Origin of the sequence: Neorickettsia helminthoeca str. Oregon, from assembly GCF_000632985.1 — a bacterium.
Lineage (GTDB): Bacteria > Pseudomonadota > Alphaproteobacteria > Rickettsiales > Anaplasmataceae > Neorickettsia > Neorickettsia helminthoeca.
In genome coordinates, this window is sequence record NZ_CP007481.1 from 726025 (window position 1) to 747471 (window position 21447).

14 protein-coding genes, 1 tRNA gene, 2 rRNA genes and 1 pseudogene are annotated in these 21447 nt (G+C 42.9%); 6 read left to right on the forward strand and 12 right to left on the reverse strand.

Annotation, left to right across the window (positions count from 1 at the left end):
• Positions 1-7: 7 nt before the first annotated feature.
• The 5 genes from NHE_RS03410 to NHE_RS03430 form a co-directional block, all read right to left on the reverse strand.
• Entirely contained in the window at positions 8-721 is a 714-nt protein-coding gene (locus tag NHE_RS03410) for an inositol monophosphatase family protein (RefSeq protein ID WP_051579655.1), read from the reverse strand.
• 137 nt (positions 722-858) lie between these two features.
• Positions 859-4041, reverse strand: a complete 3183-nt coding sequence (locus NHE_RS03415) for a hypothetical protein (RefSeq protein WP_156927355.1) — start codon at positions 4039-4041, stop codon at positions 859-861.
• Between the two features lie 102 nt (positions 4042-4143).
• Positions 4144-5109, reverse strand: a complete 966-nt coding sequence (pdhA, locus tag NHE_RS03420) for a pyruvate dehydrogenase (acetyl-transferring) E1 component subunit alpha (RefSeq protein ID WP_038560015.1) — start codon at positions 5107-5109, stop codon at positions 4144-4146.
• A gap of 59 nt (positions 5110-5168) precedes the next feature.
• A 5S ribosomal RNA gene (gene rrf / locus NHE_RS03425) occupies positions 5169-5277 on the reverse strand.
• A gap of 52 nt (positions 5278-5329) precedes the next feature.
• Positions 5330-8121, reverse strand: a 23S ribosomal RNA gene (locus tag NHE_RS03430).
• Positions 8122-8528: 407 nt separating this feature from the next.
• On the opposite strand from NHE_RS03430, the gene NHE_RS03435 reads away from it, so the two are divergent.
• The 4 genes and pseudogenes from NHE_RS03435 to pstB all read left to right on the forward strand — a co-directional run bounded on the left by NHE_RS03435 (position 8529) and on the right by pstB (position 11269).
• Positions 8529-9371 carry a 4-hydroxybenzoate octaprenyltransferase gene (locus tag NHE_RS03435; RefSeq protein WP_038560018.1) on the forward strand — a complete coding sequence of 281 codons (843 nt, stop codon included), beginning with the start codon at positions 8529-8531 and terminating at the stop codon, positions 9369-9371.
• A complete protein-coding gene (locus NHE_RS03440) occupies positions 9368-9826 on the forward strand; it encodes a flavin reductase family protein (protein ID WP_038560021.1) in 459 nt (152 codons plus the stop codon). Before NHE_RS03435 ends, NHE_RS03440 begins: the two co-directional genes overlap by 4 nt.
• Positions 9827-9829: 3 nt before the next feature.
• Positions 9830-10512 (forward strand): annotated as a pseudogene (locus tag NHE_RS03445) (4-hydroxy-tetrahydrodipicolinate reductase).
• Positions 10502-11269, forward strand: a complete 768-nt coding sequence (pstB, locus tag NHE_RS03450) for a phosphate ABC transporter ATP-binding protein PstB (RefSeq protein WP_038560026.1) — start codon at positions 10502-10504, stop codon at positions 11267-11269. The pseudogene NHE_RS03445 and the gene pstB overlap by 11 nt, the downstream one beginning before the upstream one ends.
• Before the next feature lie 191 nt (positions 11270-11460).
• Here pstB and NHE_RS03455 read toward each other — a convergent pair.
• Positions 11461-11533, reverse strand: a tRNA-Arg gene (locus tag NHE_RS03455).
• A 200-nt stretch (positions 11534-11733) separates the two neighbouring features.
• Positions 11734-12177, reverse strand: coding sequence for an SsrA-binding protein SmpB (gene smpB / locus NHE_RS03460; RefSeq protein WP_038560028.1), 444 nt, complete (start codon positions 12175-12177; stop codon positions 11734-11736).
• 267 nt (positions 12178-12444) lie between these two features.
• Here smpB and NHE_RS03465 point away from each other — a divergent pair, with 267 nt between their 5' ends.
• Positions 12445-15291: an AIR synthase-related protein gene (locus NHE_RS03465; RefSeq protein WP_038560031.1), complete on the forward strand. Its 2847-nt coding sequence runs from the start codon at positions 12445-12447 to the stop codon at positions 15289-15291.
• Between the two features lies 1 nt (position 15292).
• On the opposite strand, the gene NHE_RS04220 is transcribed toward NHE_RS03465, so the two are convergent.
• From NHE_RS04220 to NHE_RS03490, 5 genes are all read right to left on the reverse strand, one after another.
• Entirely contained in the window at positions 15293-15739 is a 447-nt protein-coding gene (locus NHE_RS04220; RefSeq protein ID WP_051579656.1) for an SH3 domain-containing protein, read from the reverse strand.
• A gap of 93 nt (positions 15740-15832) precedes the next feature.
• Positions 15833-17140, reverse strand: a complete 1308-nt coding sequence (locus tag NHE_RS03475; RefSeq protein ID WP_232214974.1) for an MFS transporter — start codon at positions 17138-17140, stop codon at positions 15833-15835.
• Between the two features lie 108 nt (positions 17141-17248).
• The gene (locus NHE_RS03480; RefSeq protein WP_038560033.1) at positions 17249-19207 is read right to left on the reverse strand and encodes an acetyl/propionyl/methylcrotonyl-CoA carboxylase subunit alpha; all 1959 of its coding nucleotides are present in this window, start codon (positions 19205-19207) and stop codon (positions 17249-17251) included.
• 1 nt (position 19208) lies between these two features.
• Positions 19209-20090, reverse strand: a complete 882-nt coding sequence (locus NHE_RS03485) for a ribose-phosphate diphosphokinase (protein WP_038560036.1) — start codon at positions 20088-20090, stop codon at positions 19209-19211.
• 187 nt (positions 20091-20277) lie between these two features.
• Complete coding sequence (locus NHE_RS03490) at positions 20278-20820, reverse strand: NifU family protein (RefSeq protein ID WP_038560038.1); 543 nt, start codon at positions 20818-20820, stop codon at positions 20278-20280.
• A gap of 81 nt (positions 20821-20901) precedes the next feature.
• Between NHE_RS03490 and NHE_RS04320 the strand changes: the two genes are divergently transcribed.
• Positions 20902-21291, forward strand: a complete 390-nt coding sequence (locus NHE_RS04320) for a J domain-containing protein (RefSeq protein WP_084473307.1) — start codon at positions 20902-20904, stop codon at positions 21289-21291.
• The last annotated feature ends 156 nt before the right edge of the window (positions 21292-21447 follow it).

The window sequence follows — 21447 nt, forward strand, 5'->3', positions numbered from 1 at the left end:
TGTGCCCTTATACACCTGAAATATTCATTCTAGGAATAGTCGGTTCAAGCCTCTCACATAAACCAAAATGACCAAATAGTGAGTTTCTATGAAATTTGAGCTCCCTTGCACTACTTTCGGAAGCAATTAACCTTACTAAGAGTAACATGTTAGGATTCACAATTTCCGTATTCAGAAGCAGTGCATCCGCTCTCCCAGAGGCTAGATAGGCCGCACTCAAGCTATCACATCCTAGCAATCTACACTCCCGAAAACTAAATTGATTCTCAGGGTAATTAAGTAAAGCAACCGTATTACCGATATCAGTGAAAGTCTTTATTTTCAAACGCACGATACCACCTAAATCTTCGAGGTAGGCTCCATAGGATCTTTCAGCGTAGAATGTGGTGTATGATAATGGTGCTTCTATCACGCATATGACCGGCTCATCACCCTTCTTGAGTAGTACTGATACTGTGAATTCTGGTATTCCGCGAAGAAAATTTTCTTTTCCATCTACAGGGAAGATCACTATCTTATACTGGGAGCCAGTTGCGATATTATAATCACGCAAATCACGTTCCAACCTGGATCCAACCTTCGAGTAAGCTTCCTGAAAAAAAGTCCCTAAATTCGGAGAACCTTGTAACCGTTGTATTTCATGGAAGTCCCTGACTAACGGATTACAAACCTTCCTTATGATTTCAGTGACTTTCCTTACGGTGCTAGAACGTATCCCCATCTTCAGTGCCAAGAGAATCAAAACGATGGTAGCATCTTATTTCGGAGGTTGCAAAAGACAAACAGAGCCCGACAGAAGCCCAGAAACAGAAAAGATAAGAATTTCACTAATTACACAAGGTACTTCACCGGAATTTTTCAACGAAACGCGGCAATACCTTTCGTGTTAACTAGCAGCCGCACTTTCTCCGCAATCTGCCAAAAGCCCTCACGTGCTTGTCGAGTTACTGGATTTGTTTCGACAAACAAGGATTCATACTGAGCGATTTTCTCAGAAATTACCTCCTTAGCATCGGACATAGTAGTTACACAGGCACTAATATCACCCGCTTGGGAATCAAATTCAGTCAAGGCACCCATCTCAGCTGAGATCTTGTTTACATGCGGAGCAAGTCTATTTATCTCCGCGTTCAATTGCGATCCGAATGGCGTCGGAAGAGTAGGAGGATAATATTTACGTAAATGTAATCTAGCACTGAGCCTGGCAAAACTCACGTTGAACAAGAGAGAAAAAAATCTAATAAATACCAAGAAAAAGCTCTCTATATGTCTAAGTAGTGTACCCGGCAAGGACAAATGATATGATTTAGCAACACGCTTGCTAAACTTATAGGTATCATCATTCTTGAAGGCATATGAATTTCCCTTCAAAACAGCGGGTACAGGAACAGCAATAGAAGTATAGAATTTACACAACAAGGATCGCGCTTCTGATAATACTGGAGCGAACTCCTCACTTAGAACGTCAAAAGCAACCGTGCCGCCTACAATCTCTTGATCCTGTAGTAGATCCTCAAGCAAATGCAAAGAATTAGAAATCCTCCAACACTGTCTGGATGAACCGAAAGCCTTCACATTTTTCTTCACAATACACGAATCAAAGTACCGCTGTAAAACTCTTACCTCACTCAGCACCTCTTCTGGAGTCTTATCGCTCCCACACATACAACTGGAAAACGAACAAACGTGTATTCGTAACAACGTCCTTGATACGTCATACATACTCACTTCACCGGTACTCAAGTCTGCAAACTCAGAAAGCCACTCACAATGAATGTACTTCATAGAGAGTTCTTTTATCCGCCTAACACTGAACTTAACAACACTGAGATCAACTGAAATGATGTGGAAGAAATTACCAAGAAAAGATTGCCTTTCCATGGCACAAGTATTGCGCGCATCGCACGCAACTTCACAGAGATATATCAGGCGTGCCATAAATACGGCTTCCGAGCGTCTGGAGCTAGTAATGTTGTAGAAGTTATGATAGAACCCGTAGGGATTCAAAATGTTAAAATTCCAAGTAGAAGGAAGATACCAAACAAAGGATCCTTGACTTCTAATAAAATACCCATCAATTGCATCCATCAACCTTCTAGGCGCAGTTTTCAGAGCTTGTACGAAATCGACTTTTATAAGACGCACCATAATGGCTAGAAAATTCCCTTCATATAACGCAAGTAACGCTTCTGAGAGACAATTACGTACAGTGGTACAACAAAAAATAACAACATTGTGCAGAGCTGTACAACACGTGGAGAGGAAATTACCAAGAAGAAAAGCATCGATGAACTTTAGCAGTAACATCGTAGAGACAAATAACGCAACAGATAGCGGTGAAAGCAGAAGGTCCAATATGAAAAGTGACAAGAACGCTACCAGAAAACTCTTAGCAATATAGTTCAGTGTAAAAACTCTATTGTGAACGAAAAACTTCATCAGAATTTTAGTGACCGCCCAGACAACAAATGCAACGGAAACTAAAACCAGCAACACGATTGCGCAGAAACGGAGGAAACAAGTACGAAGCTGTGAAAACAACTCTTTTAAAGAGAATGTTCCCGTCTTGCGCTTATACAAAAATTTCCCACTGATACCAAGGAGACGAAAATGTCTTTTCTTTCGTATCGGTAAATCCAATTGCTCCCTTATTTTCGAAGCTACACTATTGTCCCCGCCCCAATCATCGTCCCTTCTTTCGAAACGCTTTGCACAAACCGCGGAGACTGAAGACAAAAAAGGAAAAACCATATAAAGAAAGGAGTGCACTTTTTCGCAAAGGACTTTCCTTTCAGATCTCTCAATGACTATACCATCCCGAAAAAGAGGTTTGAGGCAAGCAATAAAGTCACTGCAATTTTCATTTGATAGCCCATCAATAGAAGCAACGTACCTTCCTACCCCTTCCAGAGCAGCCTCGCTGCAGGACAAGTAGTCCTTCAGGGAAACGATCCCATATAGAGGAATATCAAAAACATCCGATGTAAGATCTTTGGTACTCCTAATAGAGGTGAACAAACTCTGCAGTTCAGAAAAAGACAAGTTGAGCACCCAACTTCCATATCCGAATCCACAACTATCCTCATAGAAAGATAACACTCCACTAATGAGCTCTTTCAATTTTGGGAAAACTTGCCCGAATTTTTCTTGTGAAACTGCAGTAGAATCCGACAATGCTTTCAGATATACATTTACTACACCACAGACAAAACGATGATAATGCTGAGCACGCAACACCGCTACTGGATCATTTGCTCCCTGAATAAACGAGGAGTTTAATAACACTTTATCCCTAAAGTCCCTTAGCCCTCTAACTATTGAATCTTTGTCTAAGGTAACCTCGCCCTCAGCGGCAGAAAGATAACGTACCAACGCTCGTACAGAATCAGCAATTCTTGCTTCAGCAAGGCTGCTCTCGATTTCTTTCAATCGATCAGGGCTCAAGATGCTAATAAATTTCAGGTAGGAATTGTGAGTAAATCTCAGAACACCATTACAGAATGTAAAAGAACTATCAGCCCCATCAGAGCCAGAAACATCCTGGACAAGATGGAATTTCTCTATATTTCCATCATTACTTGTCTGAAAGTCATCCCGAAGAATCTTAAGTAGAATACTATGCTCCCCTAGAGGAATGATATATTCCTCTCCGTCTCGAACAAAAGTTTTGGGAATGCAATCCCGCGTAAGCTGAAGATCAACGACACTCTCCGCCGAGTGATACAATCTCTCTAGAACCGGATAATGAGCATGCTCAAATAATATATTGTGAAGCTCAAGAGAAATATTCCTAGGGAGCCTAACGATATCACTTGGAACATCAAGCGAAAGGTAAGGTATATCGGTTATAGTAGTAGCCAGTAAATTTGATAATAATGTGTGACGATACCCTAATCCATGCTGAAATGGAATGGAAAAAATTTTGGAAGAAAAACAAGGATAGGGAAGGCCAGCAACCGGGGCAAGGACGCCACTGGAACTAGATAAAGGAGCGACTGCACAACGCATCTTTGTAAGGGAACCACATACTACGACGAACACACAAAGGGCACACCTAAACTATCATAACGTAAAAGTTTAAGTAGTAAATACTACCTATACACTAATTACGATATAAAGCAAGATGCAAGAAAAGTCGTCCACCTAGAGGCAATAGACGTTAGTAAAAACTGACGCAGAATCAGGAAAAGCGGAAGACTGTGCATAAGTGACGCATTCGGCAACACGACGCTTCACATTTTCACGAATCTCAGCAATGGCAGCGGGAGCGATATTCCCAGAATCCAAAAGCTGCTTCTCCAAAGCTTCAATAGGATCACGCTTCTTATAAGCAGCAACCTCATCCTTGGAGCGATAAGTGGCAGGATCAGACATAGAATGACCCCTAAAACGATAAGTATTATACTCCACAATAGCCGGCCCACATCCACTTCTTATATGAGCAAGCGCATCTTTCGTCACGCGGACCACTTCCATTAGATCCATGCCATCTACAGAGTAACCAGGGATATCAAAGGACCGACCTCTACACGAAAGCAGAGCAGTAGCGGAGACATCACCGACAGCACTGCCCATAGAATACATGTTATTCTCTATAGCATACAGAACCGGCAAATTCCAAAGAACAGCCATGTTAAACGACTCATAAACCTGTCCCTGGTTAGCCGCACCATCGCCAAAGTAAACCACACTGACCGAATCAGAGCCTCTATACTTACAAGCAAGAGCCATCCCTGTACCAAGAGAAACCTGGGCACCAACTATGCCATGACCACCAAAAAAATTTCTATTCACATCAAAGACGTGCATGGAGCCACCCTTGCCACCCGAGCATCCAGAAGCCCTACCTAGAAGCTCCGACATTATGACCTCAGGAGGTGAACCCCTAGCGATCATAACGCCATGATCTCTATAACTGGTGATAACCGAATCTTCCTCAGTTAAACAGTATTCAACACCAACAGCAACGGCTTCCTGACCTATGTAGAGATGACAAAAACCGCCCACCTCTCCCATGCCATAAAGCTGCCCGGCCCTCTCCTCAAAACGACGTATAAAGAGCATCTTCTCGTACATCGAAATGAGATCTGAGGCAGCACACGAAGACATAGTCAAAGACTAAAAATAAAACAAGGAACCAGCCAAACGGCTCCTTTATGATCTCATGGACCTAGCAACTACCTACTCTCCCGCACAAACAGTACCATCGGCGTAAGGAGGTTTCACTTTCGAGTTCGGAACGGATTCGAGTGTGTCACTCCCACCATGGTCACTAGATCCAAAAAATCATAAAGTAGATTCAGTCCTGTACATAAATATCTAAAACGCACACTATAAATCAATCAGGCTATTAGTACTGGTAAGCTCAACGCGTCACCGCGCTTACACACCCAGCCTATCAACGTGGTGGTCTCCCACGGCCCTAATAGGGAAATTTAGTTTTGAGGTGGACTTCCCGCTTAGATGCTTTCAGCAGTTATTCCTTCCATACGTAGCTACCCAGCGGTGCCCCTGGCGGGACAACTGGTACACAATTGGTATGTCCAACTCGGTCCTCTCGTACTAGAGTTAGCTCCTCTCAAATTTCCAACACCCACGGCAGATAGAAACCGAACTGTCTCACGACGTTCTAAACCCAACTCACGTACCACTTTAATCGGCGAACAGCCGAACCCTTGGGACCTTCTACAGCCCCAGGATGTGATGAGTCGACATCGAGGTGGCAAACAGCGTCGTCGATATGGACTCTTGGACGCTATTACCCTGTTATCCCCGGCGTACCTTTTATCCGTTGAGCGATGACCCTTCCACGCGGAATCACCGGATCACTATAACCGACTTTCGTCTCTGCTCGGCTTGTCGGCCTTGCAGTCAGGCAGGCTTATGCTATTATACTCGACGGCTGATTTCCAACCAGCCTGAGCCTACCTTTGCACGCCTCCGTTACTCTTTAGGAGGCGACCGCCCCAGTCAAACTACCCACCATACACTGTCCTCATGCTAGGTAATAGCACAAAGTTAGATATCAACAAGAGGAAGGTTGGTATCTCAAGGACGACTCCACCAGGGCTAGCGCCCCGATCTCATAATCTCCCAACTATCCTGCACATCCCATTATTAATACCAATGTAAAGCTGTAGTAAAGGTGCACGGGGTCTCTTCGTCTGACCGCAGGTACCCCGCATCTTCACGGGGAGTTCAATTTCGCTGAGTTGATGTTGGAGACAGCGGGGAAGTCGTTACGCCATTCGTGCAGGTCGGAACTTACCCGACAAGGAATTTCGCTACCTTAGGACCGTCAGTGTTACGGCCGCCGTTCACCGGGGCTTCAATTCGAAGCTATGCACCTCTCCTATTAACCTTCCGGCACCGGGCAGGCGTCAGACCCTATACTTCCACTTGCGTGTTTGCAGAGTCCTGTGTTTTTAGTAAACAGTCGCTACCCCCTGGCTTGTGCCACCTCATAATGGTTGCCCAAAACGAGGTCATCCTTCTCCCGAAGTTACGGATGCAATTTGCCGAGTTCCTTCAACATCATTATCTCAATCACCTAAGTATACTCTACCCACTCACCTGTGTCGGTTTGCGGTACGGCCTATATGTGAGAGCTATTTCTTGGAGCCATATAAGCAGCACTCTCAATCCAATAAGAGAGTACAACCATAACAACCCGTCACTACTCACAGGTCAAGGAATATTAACCTTGTTTCCATCGACTACCCCTTTCGGACTCGTCTTAGGGACCGACTAACCCTGCTCAGATTAACTTGAAGCAGGAAACCTTAAGTTTTCGGTGGAAGTGTTTTTCACACTTCTTACGCTACTCATGTCAGCATTTGCACTTCCAATACCTCCAGCTGACCTCACGGTCAACCTTCGACGGCTTATGGAACGCTCCGCTACCACTGCTGCGAATATTCTTCGCAGCAATCCGCATCTTCGGTATGTAACTTTAGCCCCGTTACATCTTCGGCGCAGGAAAGCTTGTTTAGACTAGTGAGCTGTTACGCTTTCTTTAAAGGATGGCTGCTTCTAAGCCCACCTCCTAGCTGTCTTGGCCTTCCCACATCCTTCCACACTTAGTTACAATTTGGGGACCTTAAATGGCGGTCTGGACTGTTTTCCTCTTCACCACGGATCTTAGCACCCGTAGTGTGTCTGCCGCAGAACTATCACCGGTATTCGGAGTTTAGCTGAGCTCAGTAAGATTTTACTCCCCCTAACCCATCAAGTGCTCTACCCCCGGTGACATATTTTATGCGACGCTCTACCTAAATAGATTTCGCGGAGAACCAGCTATTTCCAGGTTTGATTGGCCTTTCACCCCTAACCACAGCTCATCCCCTGATATTGCAACATCAGTGGGTTCGACCCTCCAGTACGTTTTACCGCACCTTCAGTCTGGCCATGGCTAGATCACCTGGTTTCGGGTCTAATCCATTGAACTAATCGCCCTATTAAGACTCGCTTTCGCTGCGCCTACACCTGATACGGCTTAAGCTCGCTCAATAAATTAAGTCGCTGACCCATTATACAAAAGGTACGCCGTCACCCGCAGATATGCGATCACCCGAAGGCGGTCGCATAAATCAGGCTCCGACTGTTTGTAAGTGTCCGATTTCAGGGTCTATTTCACTCCCCTAACAGGGGTTCTTTTCACCTTTCCCTCACGGTACTAGTTCACTATCGGTCGCCAAGTAGTATTTAGGCTTGGAGGGTGGTCCCCCCATATTCAGACAGGATTTCTCGTGTCCCGCCCTACTCGAGGATCTGAGCAAGCATTACCTGTACGGGGCTATCACCCTGTTTCGCTGCCCTTTCCAGAGCATTCTAGTTTTCTTGACTCAGACCACTGGCCTGGTCCGCGTTCGCTCGTCACTACTAGCGGAATCTCGGTTGATTTCTTTTCCTCCAGCTACTTAGATATTTCAGTTCGCTGGGTTCGCTTTGCATACCTATGTATTCAGCATGCAATGACTAGCATAGCTAGTCGGGTTTCCCCATTCGGAGATCCACGGATAAACGTTTTCTGGCAACTACCCGCGGCTTATCGCAGCCTAACACGTCCTTCTTCGCCTCTTGGCACCAAGGCATCCATCAGACACTCTTAGTTTTTTACAGTATACATTTTAGGTTATGTACAGAACAAAACCTACTTATCATATTTCTGTTTTTTTTGAGACCTATTTTTCACTTTTCAAACAACGAGCCACGCCAGCAGCGTGAGCAGAACCAATCGGGTAAGCAGAACCAACTGGTCCACCCGAAAGCATGATCTCAGGTTACATTTAAAGAAAAATAATGTCAACAGTTCAATTTTACGAAATTTCATTTCTGAAAGATGGATTCCGTTACAATCTCCACGATACGAAGCTGTATATCTGACGCTTTGAATTCACTGAAGTCCAAGATTAGCTATAATTTGCTTCCGTACTAAGATTTTCTGAAATTCCATTATTTTCCCTTTCCTTACTATTGCAAGAAAAATGCCAGCACTTACAATTTCCTCATAGCTCTGTGATGGGAAAATGAATATTAAAAATTACGCATCTTTGATACGTTTTCACAATCTGGGGGGAATGTGGTTAACCTTTTTTCCAGCACTTTTCGTGATTGCGTTACTTGGAGCTGATCTTCTTGCAGCTTTATGGATACCTTTTTTCTTACTCGGCGCATTTGTGATCAGATCTGCGGGTTGCATCATAAATGACATTGCCGATCATAAATTTGATGCAAAAATCGCCAGGACATCTGCTAGGCCAATTGCCTCCGGGAGTATACGCATTACAGAGACGCTCCCATTGTTAGGAATATTCTTATTGATTGGCTTTTCACTGACGTTCCTCCTTGGTGCAGAAGCCATAATCCTAGGTGTAGCGACCATGCTAGGAACTGCTATTTATCCATTTGCGAAGAGGTATTTTTACTATCCTCAGATTGTTCTTGCAGCAGTATTCAATACTGGAGCGCTTTTTGCTTCCATTGCTGTTTCTGGAGCGATACATGGCACAGCATTTTTTGTCTACATTGCATGCTTTTTCTGGACACTCTACTATGACACTATATATGCGCATCAAGACAAACTTGGAGATAAGGAACTAGGATTACATTCAATATCTCTGACAGGATTTGGCTCGAAAACCTGGCTGAAGAAATATAGTCGAATTGCTCTTTCTTTTCTTGCATTTGCAGGGGTTTTACCGAGTCTTAACCTCCTATACTACTGCTGCCTTGCTGGATTATTCTTCATGGAAGAGAAATTCACAGAGTCGCTGGATTTGGATGATCCACAATCATGTTGGAATGCTTTCAACAGTATGAAAATGGTAGGTTTATTCATATTTTGCATCATCCTGTTAGGTAGAGTATGATCGGTTCTAAACTTTTCAAGAAATGCATGAGCCACTTTCCCACTGGGGTCGCAGTAGTCACTACCAGGTTCGAGGGTAAGAGGTATGGTATGACAATAAGCTCATTCTGCCCTGTTTCGTTGGATCCACCGCTTGCGTTATACTGTCTCAGTAAAACTGCTAATCGATTTCAACCCTTCTTCAAGAGCAATGACTTCGTAATCAATATTCTGGATGAGACGTCTGCTGAAACTTCAGTGCTATTCTCGAAAAACGACTTCTCTGCTTGGGAAGAAGAGTTCGATGACAACCTGGAACTAAAGAAAGCTACGTGGTGTATATACTGCACTACTCAATACAGATATGAAGGCGGTGACCATAAGATCATCGTTGCACTAGTAAGAGAATGCAAACCTCATATTTCAAAAGCCCCGCCATTGATCTACTATAAAAGTGATTACCACTCAATGAAGTAAGTGATGCATATATTAAACCTCGGAGTAATTGCAGCATCTGGACGCATGGGAAAGGCTATCCTAAAGCTAATAGAGGAAGATCCTGGCGCTTGTTTAGCTGCTAGTTATGGAAGGAACTCTTCGGACGATTTAGATGATTTTATAAGAAAGTCGAGTGTAATCATCGATTTCTCCACACCTCAACTGATGTCTGCATTACTCGATGGGCTTAACAGTAATCCTAGACCGCTTGTAAGTGGAACTACTGCGCATAATAACTTCGAAAAACTCAATGAGTTATCAACAAAAACAGCAGTACTCTGGGCACCAAACATGAGTATCGGAAGCAATCTGATGATAGGATTCATAGAGTCGAATCTTTCTCACTTGAGCAAGTTCGAAACTTACATATCAGAGATGCACCATAAGCATAAAAGGGATCCTTTATCAGGTACGGCAACACTAATGCAAGACATCCTAGAAAAGCACAATCCGGGGGGAAAATACAGACGCACGGAATAAGAATCGGTGAGGTGCATGGAAAGCATTCGATCATCTTTGTAGGCGATGGTGAAACATTGGAAATAATACACACAGCAGAAAACAGAGGTGCTTTTGCTCTTGGAGCAATGAAAGCTGCACGATTTCTCGCGACTGCTCCGTCCGGACTATATTCGATGAAAGACGTACTTAACTATGCTTTCTGATAAGAAAATTAAGGCTTCGATAAGGAACTTAAATGTCTTCTATAGGGCAAAGCAGGTTCTCAAGGATGTGAATCTAGATATCTATTCGAAATCTGTGACCTCTCTTATAGGCTCATCTGGGTGTGGGAAGAGTACGTTATTACGTTGTTTCAATAGGATGAATGATTTCGTCGATGACTGTAAAGTCACTGGAGAGATAATCATAGACAATCACAATATCTGTGCACCCGAAGTAGATGTAGTATTGCTTCGCACAAGAGTCGGTATGGTATTCCAAAAACCAAATCCTTTTCCTAAATCCATATACGATAATGTAGCCTATGGACCTCGATTGCAGGAAATGACAAACAAGCGAGGACAATTAGATGAGATCGTTCAAAAGAGTCTAGTCAGGAGTGGACTCTGGGATGAGGTGCATGATAATCTTCATCAGAACGCTATGGAACTCTCCGGTGGTCAACAGCAGAGATTATGTATAGCACGCGCAATTGCTGTCAAACCCACAATACTGTTGATGGATGAACCATGTTCAGCTTTGGATCCAAAGGCAACAAAATCTATAGAGAGTCTAATAATAGAGCTTAAAAAGAAATTCACAATCATCATTGTCACACATTCAATGAAACAAGCACGTAGTATCTCGGATATGGTCGTGTACATAGAAAAGGGTAGAGTAATAGAATACGGAGAAACAGAGGAGGTCTTTCATAAATTAAAAGGGAACTCCATAGGGAATTACTTCACTACTAACGATTAAAATCGGACTTCAGCGCTAAGATTCCCGTTTAATAGTAAAAGTAGAATGGAATCGAAAAAGAACAGTTCGGCACTGGTGTAAAGTCGGCACTGAGTCCATCACATTGTTAATGATCCGAGTCGCATAGAAGCAACCGATATGCTGTATACATCACAGCGTGCCTTTGAGGATCAATAAAGCCCCAATAGAAGCGCACTTGATAGGAGTCGAACCTATGACCTTTGCTTCCGGAGAGCAACGCTCTATCCACTGAGCTACAAGTGCACACCGGACCAGAGTAGCATATTCTCATCGTGGTTACGATAGAGAAAGCCTTAATCAATGATTAACATCAGAGGGTTCCCCAATGTGCAACCAACATTATCGAACAAGTCCGTACTTCCCTGGGTTGGTTTTCTATTCCGCATTGAATCAGCAGAGACATAACCGAGAAACATCAACATAGAAGCCTATCACCAATCTAGCTAACTAAAGTCTTGCCTAGCTTTCTTCCTTTCCCAATCCCGATCTTTTATGTCCTGACGCTTGTCATACTTTTTCTTTCCTCTCGCAGTTGCAAACTTTAACTTGATCAGACCCTTGTCATTCACATAGATCGAAAGGACAACCAGGGTCAGACCCTTCATCTTTATAATACCGCTAATTTTGTTCAGTTGCCTCTTATGGACTAGCAATTTCCTAGACCTGGTAGGTACATGATTGAATCTACTAGCAGGTTTGTAATGAGGGACATGCATATTATTAAGCCATAACTCTCCCTTCCTGAATGCGACAAAGGCCTCATTTAATGAAGCAGATTGATACTTCAATGATTTTACCTCCGTACCCAACAACACTATTCCTGCTTCGAACTCATCAGCTAATGAGTAGTCAAATCTGGCTTTCTTGTTGACTGCAATGATTTTCATTTGACATGTACTATCCGCGAATCAATCCTACCATTCTATCAACTAAAGTTGGACTACCTCCACCTCATCCAATGAAGTATCAAGAACGGCCTATCTCTAACACATCTGCTATAGAAATAGGAAATCACCGACCCTCAATAAAGAAGGACGCACAAGAACGCATTGGATATTAATCATTTTTATTACGTTGACCTCGACCTCATAAAACGATTTAATGAAATATGATCTCAGCAACCAGCCCCTTGGTCACTAAAGTTTCCACGAAAAATGCAAGCACTAATAGAAATCTCTAAATCTAATCTGGATCCCAGGGTCACAACATTAAAAAAAAATGGGATCATCAACGTTACCAAGATCGTTGATCTATACAAAATATACGGAGATATTGAGCTGGAGAAACACATATCAGACATTACATCTGCGCTGACCAACCGGGTCTCGGAGGAATCCAGGTATCTTATCTACAATCCGAGCACTGATACAGTAAAAGTATTCGAAAATAATCAGGTCAGGAGTTACAAAGGAAGGAGACTCGTTTGGGATTCTCAGAATCGCTATAAAACGAACCACTGGGCACTAGAAAAGAATCTTATTGCCGGCGTAAAGAACTCCTTAGCCGAAGTAATATCAGAGATCATCGCAACCTTACTTGGACAGAGAGGCGTAAATCTTTCAACAGTGAACCTAGTGGTAGAAACAAGTCTATTAATGATAGGAACAGGGAGATTACCGGATTTGAATTTGCTGTATAACCCGATGGTGGAGGAACTTAGATTAGAAAGTGTATGTAAAAGGACAATCAGCTTTGATGAGAGTACCTCAGACCGCGTCCATGAAGTATGGGAAGGTAATGTAGAAAAACTGAATTTAGCTGCACTGGAAGAAGTCAATGTCAAGAATGCACTTAATCTGAGTAAGATTCAGCTTGGAGCTATTGCTAAACATTTCCAATCTGAAGAAAGAAGGAACTACATACACGATATAGAACTTGAGGCAATAGCACAAACCTGGTCGGAACATTGCAAACACAACATCATGTCCTATCCGATGGATGATTTATCGGAGGGTGTATTCCGCGGATATATCAGGAAAGCGACGGAACAGATCATAAAAAATAATACCGGACATATTTGCGTATCAACATTTACTGACAATGCTGGGGCAATCTGGTTCGATGATGAACATCTGGTGTGCGTCAAAGTTGAGACACATAATAGTCCCTCTGCACTCGAGCCATTTGGTGGCGCGATGACTGGTATATTAGGTGTCAATAGAGATATCTTAGGATTCGGACTTGGTGCAAAACCGATCGCAAACTATTACACGTTTTGCATAGATGACCCTGATACTGAGGAGGTCAATCTTTATCGTGATTCTCATAAGACAGAAGCAAAACTAGATTCCCTTTCTATATTGAGAGGGATAATACAGGGTGTTAACACTGGAGGAAATTGTTCAGGTATACCAACCCCACAGGGAGCACTGTATTTTAGTGATGCATTTCGGGCTAAGCCACTTGTCTTTGTTGGATGCACTGGAATCATACCAGCAAAAATTTCTGGGAAGCCATCATGGGTAAAAGAACCATCAGATGGTGACCTTATAGTGATCGCGGGCGGTAGAACCGGTCGCGATGGTATCCATGGGGCAACCTTTTCCTCCTCTGCGATTACAGAATCCAACGTGAAGGGTACCGAAGTACAGTTAGGCGATCCATTGACACAGAAAAAACTTTCCGATGCGATAATAAGAGAAGCAAGAGATCTAGGGCTCTACAACGCAATCACTGATAATGGCGCTGGAGGTCTATCCTCCTCTGTCGGGGAAATGGGTAGGAGGGGTTTCACAGTCGCATTGGAGAAGGTCTCACTCAAAGCTAATGGACTGTCTCCTTGGGAAATATGGATCTCCGAATCCCAAGAAAGAATGACATTTGCTGTGCCAAAGGAAAACTTAAAGGTCTTCCAGGACGTCATGCAGAAACATGGTGTAGAGTCATCAGTTATTGGTGAGTTCAATAACTCCGGTAGAGGAATCATCACTAAGAATGGGGAGAAAATCTTTGATATCGCTCTGGATTTCCTACACGATGGTAATCCTAGCCTCCACTTGAGAACAAAAAAACCTACCATAAATGCTGGCAATAAAACCTTCACTTCACTGGAAGAAGCGCTGTCTGATAAAAATATCCGCAGCAAGGAATTCATTGCAAATCAGTACGACCACGAAGTACAAGGGACATCTGTGCTGAAGCCACTACAGGGACTCAACAAGATTTTCAGTGATGCTACCGCTATCAAGCCGCTATATCATTCTGCTAAGTGTCTTGGACAGTCTCAGGACCTGGCGATTATCAGGGGCAACCCATATATGGAAACATATAATTCGATTGAGCAGGCCATTAGGAATCTTGTGACAATCGGCGCCAATCCAGGAAAAATCGCATTGCTGGATAACTTTTGCTGGTCTGACTCGAACAATCCCGAAAAATTATGGTTATTAAAGGAGTCCGGACGTGCCTGTCATGACTTCTCCATTGCTTTTAGTACACCGTTCATCTCAGGGAAAGATAGTATGTTCAATGATTTCAATGGCTATGATGCATCAGGTGAAAAAATCAGCATTAGTAACGCTCCTGCATTGCTAATCACTGCAATTGGAATCATTGAAAGCTATGAGAATATAGTTTCGCTTGATGCAAAATATCCAGGCGATCTGATATACATAATCGATGTGAATGTGAAAGTACAGGAAGCCCTTAAAGTCTTCGATAACTACTGTGTTGCCCTTAGAAATAGACTAGTTGCTTCAGCGATCTCAGTAAACCAAGGTGGCAGACTCACAGCAATAGCGAAGATGGTCATTGCAAATAACTACGGTGCTGAGCTCTCAATTGACGAAAATGTGGATAATTTTGCAAGATCTCGTGAAATCATTGTCACGATTGCACCCGAAAATGCACAAGTATTCAAGGAAATTTTCGCTGATAAGGCAATCAGGGAAGCTGGAAGAGTCACAGATAGCAAACTGATAAACGTGAACAACAATACATTCTCGAAAGTAGAGGAGCTACTTAGCCTATATAGAGAACCTATACTCCGAGAAAGTGCATGACTCAGCTCTCATTGACCCACATGAGGTCACGCTTCGAAACAAGCAATCTCTCTTTTTTTACCACAACCCTACACAGGTCTCCATTGCACTTTTTTACCAAAAGAAAGACTCCTGGTTCTATTGTGACCTTCGGCTTAGGCTTTCCCATGAATCTTTCTTCATACCCCACAGTGACAGTGCTAGTAACAGCATAATTTCTCTTACTGATAAAAGATGAATTTATCCAACCAGTATCACCTTCTATATCGCGGACATACGTCCAATCTTCAAAGGAATCCAATATTTCAACCGGAATATTCGGAAGATGATAACTGAACTTAATAGGATATATTTTACCAGGTCCGCACCTAATATTTGATTGTTTTACTCTGATGCTAGCATAATGTGTTTCCGCATGTGCGAATGAAAACAATTCCAGTAGCAAAAATATTATGATGGCTCTGCTCATAAAAATCGTGGCTCCTTGCGCAATTTACTTCACCTGCCATGAGAAGAATTAGGAATCAGTGAAAACAGGTAATAAAATGGACCTGTTAGAGCCTCATATTTTTTCCTGCGAGTACTTCCTAAGGAAGAACACTAATGCTAATGCCGGAATCCCAATAACAACACTTACATTGAAAAGTATCACCCACCCGAACTTATCTGCGATCGTCCCGGCAATTATCGGCAAGATAGCGCGATCTATCAGGGAAATAGAACTAAAAACAGCATACACTGTCCCAGAGAAGCGTGCCCTACTAGCAATCTCCGAAATATACCCGAGTATAGCGGTAGTAGCAATACTCCCACAAATATTTTCTGTTGCGATGGTTATGTATAAAAGCGGCAGATTGTAGCCAACCTTAGCCTGAACCACGAACATCACATTGGAAACCATCTGTACAACGCCACCGACTATGAGTCCCATCATGATACCGCTCTTATAAACAATCCTTGCCCCTATAAAACCTCCAAGCACAAGCGAAAACAGACCAAATGTCTTAGCAACAATAGCAATCTCCGTAAGCGAGAACCCAGTATCCACAAGAAATGGCGAAATCATCGTTGCTATAAGTGAATCACATGAACGATATATTATCACTAGAACAACAACCCAGAGACCATTTTTACTCCAAAGGATTTCCTGCAATGGGACAGTGATCATATGTAAGGGGAATGATAATTCATGTTCATGCGTAAGATTGTTTGCTTCTGACTTCCTAGGATTCGGTTCACCCATGAAGAATACTACGATGCTCGCACTGAAACTTAAAAATCCAGAGAAGATATAAACTATTTTCCAATTAATGGAATTGTTGCATAAGCCCTTTACATCGCATAAGTAATCAACAACGAAAAGTGCGACTGCACCACTTATCAAATAGGCAAATCTCCCACCTAGCAAGACGCTTGAAGATCCTATAAGTTGTTCCTTTGGCCTCAGCATCGAAATGCGATAGCTGTCTATAATGATATCCTGGAATGATGAAAAGAGAGCAACAGCCATTGCAAATATTCCCATCAGATATATACGATCTATGGGGTTAGTATTTGCCAATCCGATGATGGACAGCACCACAAATGGCTGTAGTAGGAATATCCATCCTCTTTTTTGTCCAAAACGCGTTCCCAGCAGTGGAACTGTATATTTGTCAAAGAATGGTGCAAAAAGGAACTTTATAATATATGGTATGGTGATCAGTGAGAACACACCAATACTTGAATAATTCACGCCAGCTTTCGCTAACCAAGTGTTTAGAGTAGGCACCACAAGGACCACTGGTATATTGGAGGCAAAACCAAGAAAGAAAGTAGCAACTGCCTTTACACACAGATTCAACAGCAATAATCTCTTACGCTTTTTCACATTACCTCACAACCAACACCACTAAAGAAGCCACAAAAATAAACAACGAGCCTCTTCTGTTCAGTATAAAAGTCCATAATAGATCCAACTGAAATATATTTCGACAACTTAAACTTTGGAGAATTTCAGCAATGGATCACCTTCACTGATATTCTGCCCCTTTTCTACATACACTTTTTCTACCGTCCCACCTCTCTCAGATGTGATAGTATTCTGCATCTTCATTGCTTCTATGACACATAGTGGATCTCCTTGTTTAACAATGTCACCAGCTGCAACATATACGTTTGCAATCATTCCGGTCATTGTTGCACTCACTTGCTCCGATTGGAGTACATCAACAGCGTTATCCTGGGCCAATGAATACTTCGCATAGACGGTAGCAGGGAACGCAGCACACAAAATACTGAAACCTTTATATTCCACTCGCTTCTGGAATTTATCAGTATTAATGATCCTTACGATGAACGCTTCCTTATTGAGTTCGGCAAGGAACAGTCCTTCCCTTACATCTTGTTGCCACTCAACCAGGTAGCTTACACCAGCGAACATAAAATTCAACTCACCGGAATTGTACGTTACTCTGACTTCATACACGTGCTTCCCGAGTCTTATAACAAAATCCTGCTCCTCTCCCATTGAGCAACCCCAGATTCTTCGAGCAATGTACAGGGCAACCGCCATGGATTTTATTGTTGCATCATGATCCAGACAGTCACTCCATGAAAGATGCTGATACTGATTTTCGACGAAATGCGTATCTACATTACCACTGATAAAATCCTCATGCCGAAACACCGATTCCAGAAAAACTAGATTATTCTTCAAACCAACTATACAAGTTCTGCGGAGCGCTTCACACATTTCATTTATTGCATCAGCCCGGCTCTTAGCGTGCACGATGATTTTGGCCACCATGGGATCGTAGAACATTCCCACATCCGAACCAGCACATATACTACTTTCGACCCTTGCATTTGTAGGAGAATCCATTTTAGCTACGAATCCACTGGTCGGCATAAAATTGTTCATGGGATCCTCAGCGTAGACACGGGCCTCGAAGGACCAGCCATTGAACTTGGTAATACTTGTCTTCTTTGATAACGCATCACCCTCAGCGATCCGAATCATCTCCTCGACTATGTCAATACCAGTGATCATTTCAGTGACAGGATGCTCAACCTGAATCCTGGTATTCATTTCCATAAAATAGAAATTATTCTCCTGATCCAGGATATATTCGACCGTTCCTGCAGATGTATAATTCACTGACTTCGCCAATCTGATGGACTGGTTATACATTTCCTTTCTCAATGCCCTATGCAGAGCAATACTAGGAGCTTCCTCTATGATTTTCTGGTGACGTCTTTGTATTGAACACTCCCGCTCCCCCAGACAGATAATATTGCCCTGTTTATCTGCGAGGATCTGTATCTCTATATGCCTAGGATTTTTTATGTATTTTTCAATAAAGACTCTCTGGTCCTTGAAGAAGCTCAGCGCCTCCGAACATGCAAGATTCATTGCATCTCTGAGCTCTTCCTCTCTATGGACCAGCCGCATCCCTTTACCACCACCTCCAGCTGATGCCTTAATCAACACCGGAAAACCAATTTCCTTGGCTATGGAAAGGGCATGAGTATAATCAGATACTTCACCTACATATCCTGGAATGAGATTAACGGAAGCTTCCTTGGCAATTTTCTTTGCCATCACTTTATTGCTCATCTTCGAGATGCAGTCTGAGCTCGGACCAATAAAGATGATATTATGTTTTTCCAGACACAGTGCGAACTCAGGATTTTCTGACAAAAAGCCGTAACCTGGATGTACAGCATCAGCGCCGGTCTTGGTAATCGCAGAAAGAAGCGCTTCCATATTGTTATAGCTGTCTTTCGCAGTCGATCCACCTATGTGTACTGCCTCATCAGCATGACGTACATACTCCGCACCTACATCCAGGTCCGAATAGACAGCAACACTTTTTTTCCCCAGTTTACGCAATGTCCTGATTATCCTGGATGCAATCTCACCGCGATTGGCTATTAGTACCTTTTGTATCGACATCTTAGTAAATAGAACGGATCTCTTTTGCAATTAACTCAGCGGCGCTAGCAATCCTGATTTTGCCTTCATTTTTCCGCACGGGTATGCTGTCAGTAATAATTATCTCATCGATACAAGAGCCCATAATACGCTGCTGAGCCTTCCCGGAAAGCACACCGTGTGTAACAAAGGCCAAAACAGATTTCGCTCCCAATTCATTAAGCTTTTCAGCAGCATTACAGAGCGTACCGCCACCACACACTATATCATCAACAATGACGCACTCCCTTCCCTCAACTTCACCGATGATATCTGTGATCTCCGATACTCCAGGGCTAGATCTGTATTTGTTCATTATAACTAGACTCAAGCCTAACCCTTCAGCAAGGGATTTCGCCCTTTTTACGGCACCTAGATCCGGGGCCACGATTACAACATCAGAATGGATAGATATGCTCCGCTCTAATATCTCGTTGGGAAGAACATTACGAACGGGGATATTAAAAAATCCCTCGAATTGTGAAAAGTGTACATCAAGCGTCACCACCAAAGAGATCCTCTGTCCTACAAGATCCGCTATCACTTTCGCACCAATAGCTGAACCAGAGGACACTATTCTATCGGCACGTGTATAAGCAAAATAAGGAGCTACTAATACTATATCTCGTATACCTCTTCTGTTAAGAGCATCCACGATGAGCAGAAATTCTATTATATCCCCATCATTACAGAGGCTCTCTATAACAAGGACTTTATCTCCAGGAAGTAGTTCAGGATCATTTACGATCACATTGCTCTCTCCGTCTGGGAATCTATTTATCTCGGCAGCAATCCTACTCGCACCAAGTAGCGTAGCTACCTTTTGACCAAGTTCTCCGCTTCTACTACCTAAGATTACTTTCATACATCTTCAACGAACAATTTCTTACAATGGATTTTTTCTTATAAGTCTTTGCTTCACTGTCAGGTGAAAGAGTATCGAATATTAAAGCACAAGTCTATTCCTAAGCCGGTGAAACCCTCCCGATTTTGCCTCTAGAAGATCATTCTTGTGTTGAAGAACCTGTGCGAATCCCCTCCTGCAGGAGATGTTATACTTGCTGAACCTCTTTCACTTCCGGGACGTAGTATTGAAGCATATTTTCTATGCCATCTTTGAGAGTCACGGCAGAACTCGGACAACCAGCGCATGCACCCTGGAGTTTTAAATAGACTATCCCATCTTTATACCCCCTGAACACTATGTTGCCTCCGTCCTCCATAACGGCGGGTCTTACTTTTGTATCTATGATCTCCTTTATTCGTTTAGATGCCGCATCAGTACATTCGATATCTTCTTCCGCCTCGTCGACCTGTACAGCTGTGCTATCTGTAGTGAAGTACTCAACAATCACACTGAAGATCTGTGGCTTTAGTATTTCCCAATCTGCGTCTACATTTTTATTTATGGAAATAAAATCTTCCCCTAGCATCACTCCAGAGACACCCTGTACTTCCCAGAGCATTTCTGCTATTCTGCACCTCGATGCTTCCTCCTCTGAAGCAATGTCAATTACTCCATTCTCGAGCACCTGTCTTCCGGGAAAGAACTTTAAGGAGTTTGGATTCGGTGTTGACTCGGTTTGGATAAACATCACTGGAATACTGTGGAGCAATTACTTCTTAACTACGGGGGAATTATAATATACAATATCTCCTAGTTTCAATGTCCGCGGATGCTCTACATAATACTGCTGATTTTATCACTGATTATTATTCTACCAGTACTTCTGGTGATAGTGCTTGCGCTCATATATCGCAAGAAGCTTAGATTTTCTAAGAACTTCTCTCAAATATATGACGCAGTCTATGAAATGATGGAGAAGGGTAACTTCAACTTTGAGAACTTGTATAATTTCCAGCAGAAGGACTCACAAGGCTCTTCTACGACATCAAGGATGTCCAAAGCGCAGGCAAGGGAGATATTAGGTGTCTCAGTGGATGCAACTAAGACAGAGATTAATAAGGCGTATCATGCGTTGGTACAAAAGGTACATCCTGATAAAGGTGGCTCACACTATTTCACCCAGCAGCTGAACAAAGCCCGCGACACATTGATGAAATGAGCTATACAGGATCTACATTCAAGAAACGAATTTGGGCCTAATGATAATCTTGACGACAATACCTTCAGGTGGAAGCTTGTTCATCCTTTTCATTCACAGCATAGATCACAACTTCACTGAATTGCATCTAAGCAACCTTCAGTATAGCGCATGCGC

Bases quoted from the DNA above. Each gene is read 5' to 3' on its own strand.
- NHE_RS03410 (WP_051579655.1), bottom strand. From the start codon at position 721: ATGGGGATACGTTCTAGCACCGTAAGGAAAGTCACTGAAATCATAAGG.
- pdhA (WP_038560015.1), bottom strand. From the start codon at position 5,109: ATGTCTTCGTGTGCTGCCTCAGATCTCATTTCGATGTACGAGAAGATG.
- NHE_RS03435 (WP_038560018.1), top strand. From the start codon at position 8,529: ATGAATATTAAAAATTACGCATCTTTGATACGTTTTCACAATCTGGGG.
- NHE_RS03440 (WP_038560021.1), top strand. From the start codon at position 9,368: ATGATCGGTTCTAAACTTTTCAAGAAATGCATGAGCCACTTTCCCACT.
- pstB (WP_038560026.1), top strand. From the start codon at position 10,502: ATGCTTTCTGATAAGAAAATTAAGGCTTCGATAAGGAACTTAAATGTC.
- smpB (WP_038560028.1), bottom strand. From the start codon at position 12,177: ATGAAAATCATTGCAGTCAACAAGAAAGCCAGATTTGACTACTCATTA.
- NHE_RS03465 (WP_038560031.1), top strand. From the start codon at position 12,445: ATGCAAGCACTAATAGAAATCTCTAAATCTAATCTGGATCCCAGGGTC.
- NHE_RS04220 (WP_051579656.1), bottom strand. From the start codon at position 15,739: ATGAGCAGAGCCATCATAATATTTTTGCTACTGGAATTGTTTTCATTC.
- NHE_RS03480 (WP_038560033.1), bottom strand. From the start codon at position 19,207: ATGTCGATACAAAAGGTACTAATAGCCAATCGCGGTGAGATTGCATCC.
- NHE_RS03485 (WP_038560036.1), bottom strand. From the start codon at position 20,090: ATGAAAGTAATCTTAGGTAGTAGAAGCGGAGAACTTGGTCAAAAGGTA.
- NHE_RS03490 (WP_038560038.1), bottom strand. From the start codon at position 20,820: ATGTTTATCCAAACCGAGTCAACACCGAATCCAAACTCCTTAAAGTTC.
- NHE_RS04320 (WP_084473307.1), top strand. From the start codon at position 20,902: ATGCTCTACATAATACTGCTGATTTTATCACTGATTATTATTCTACCA.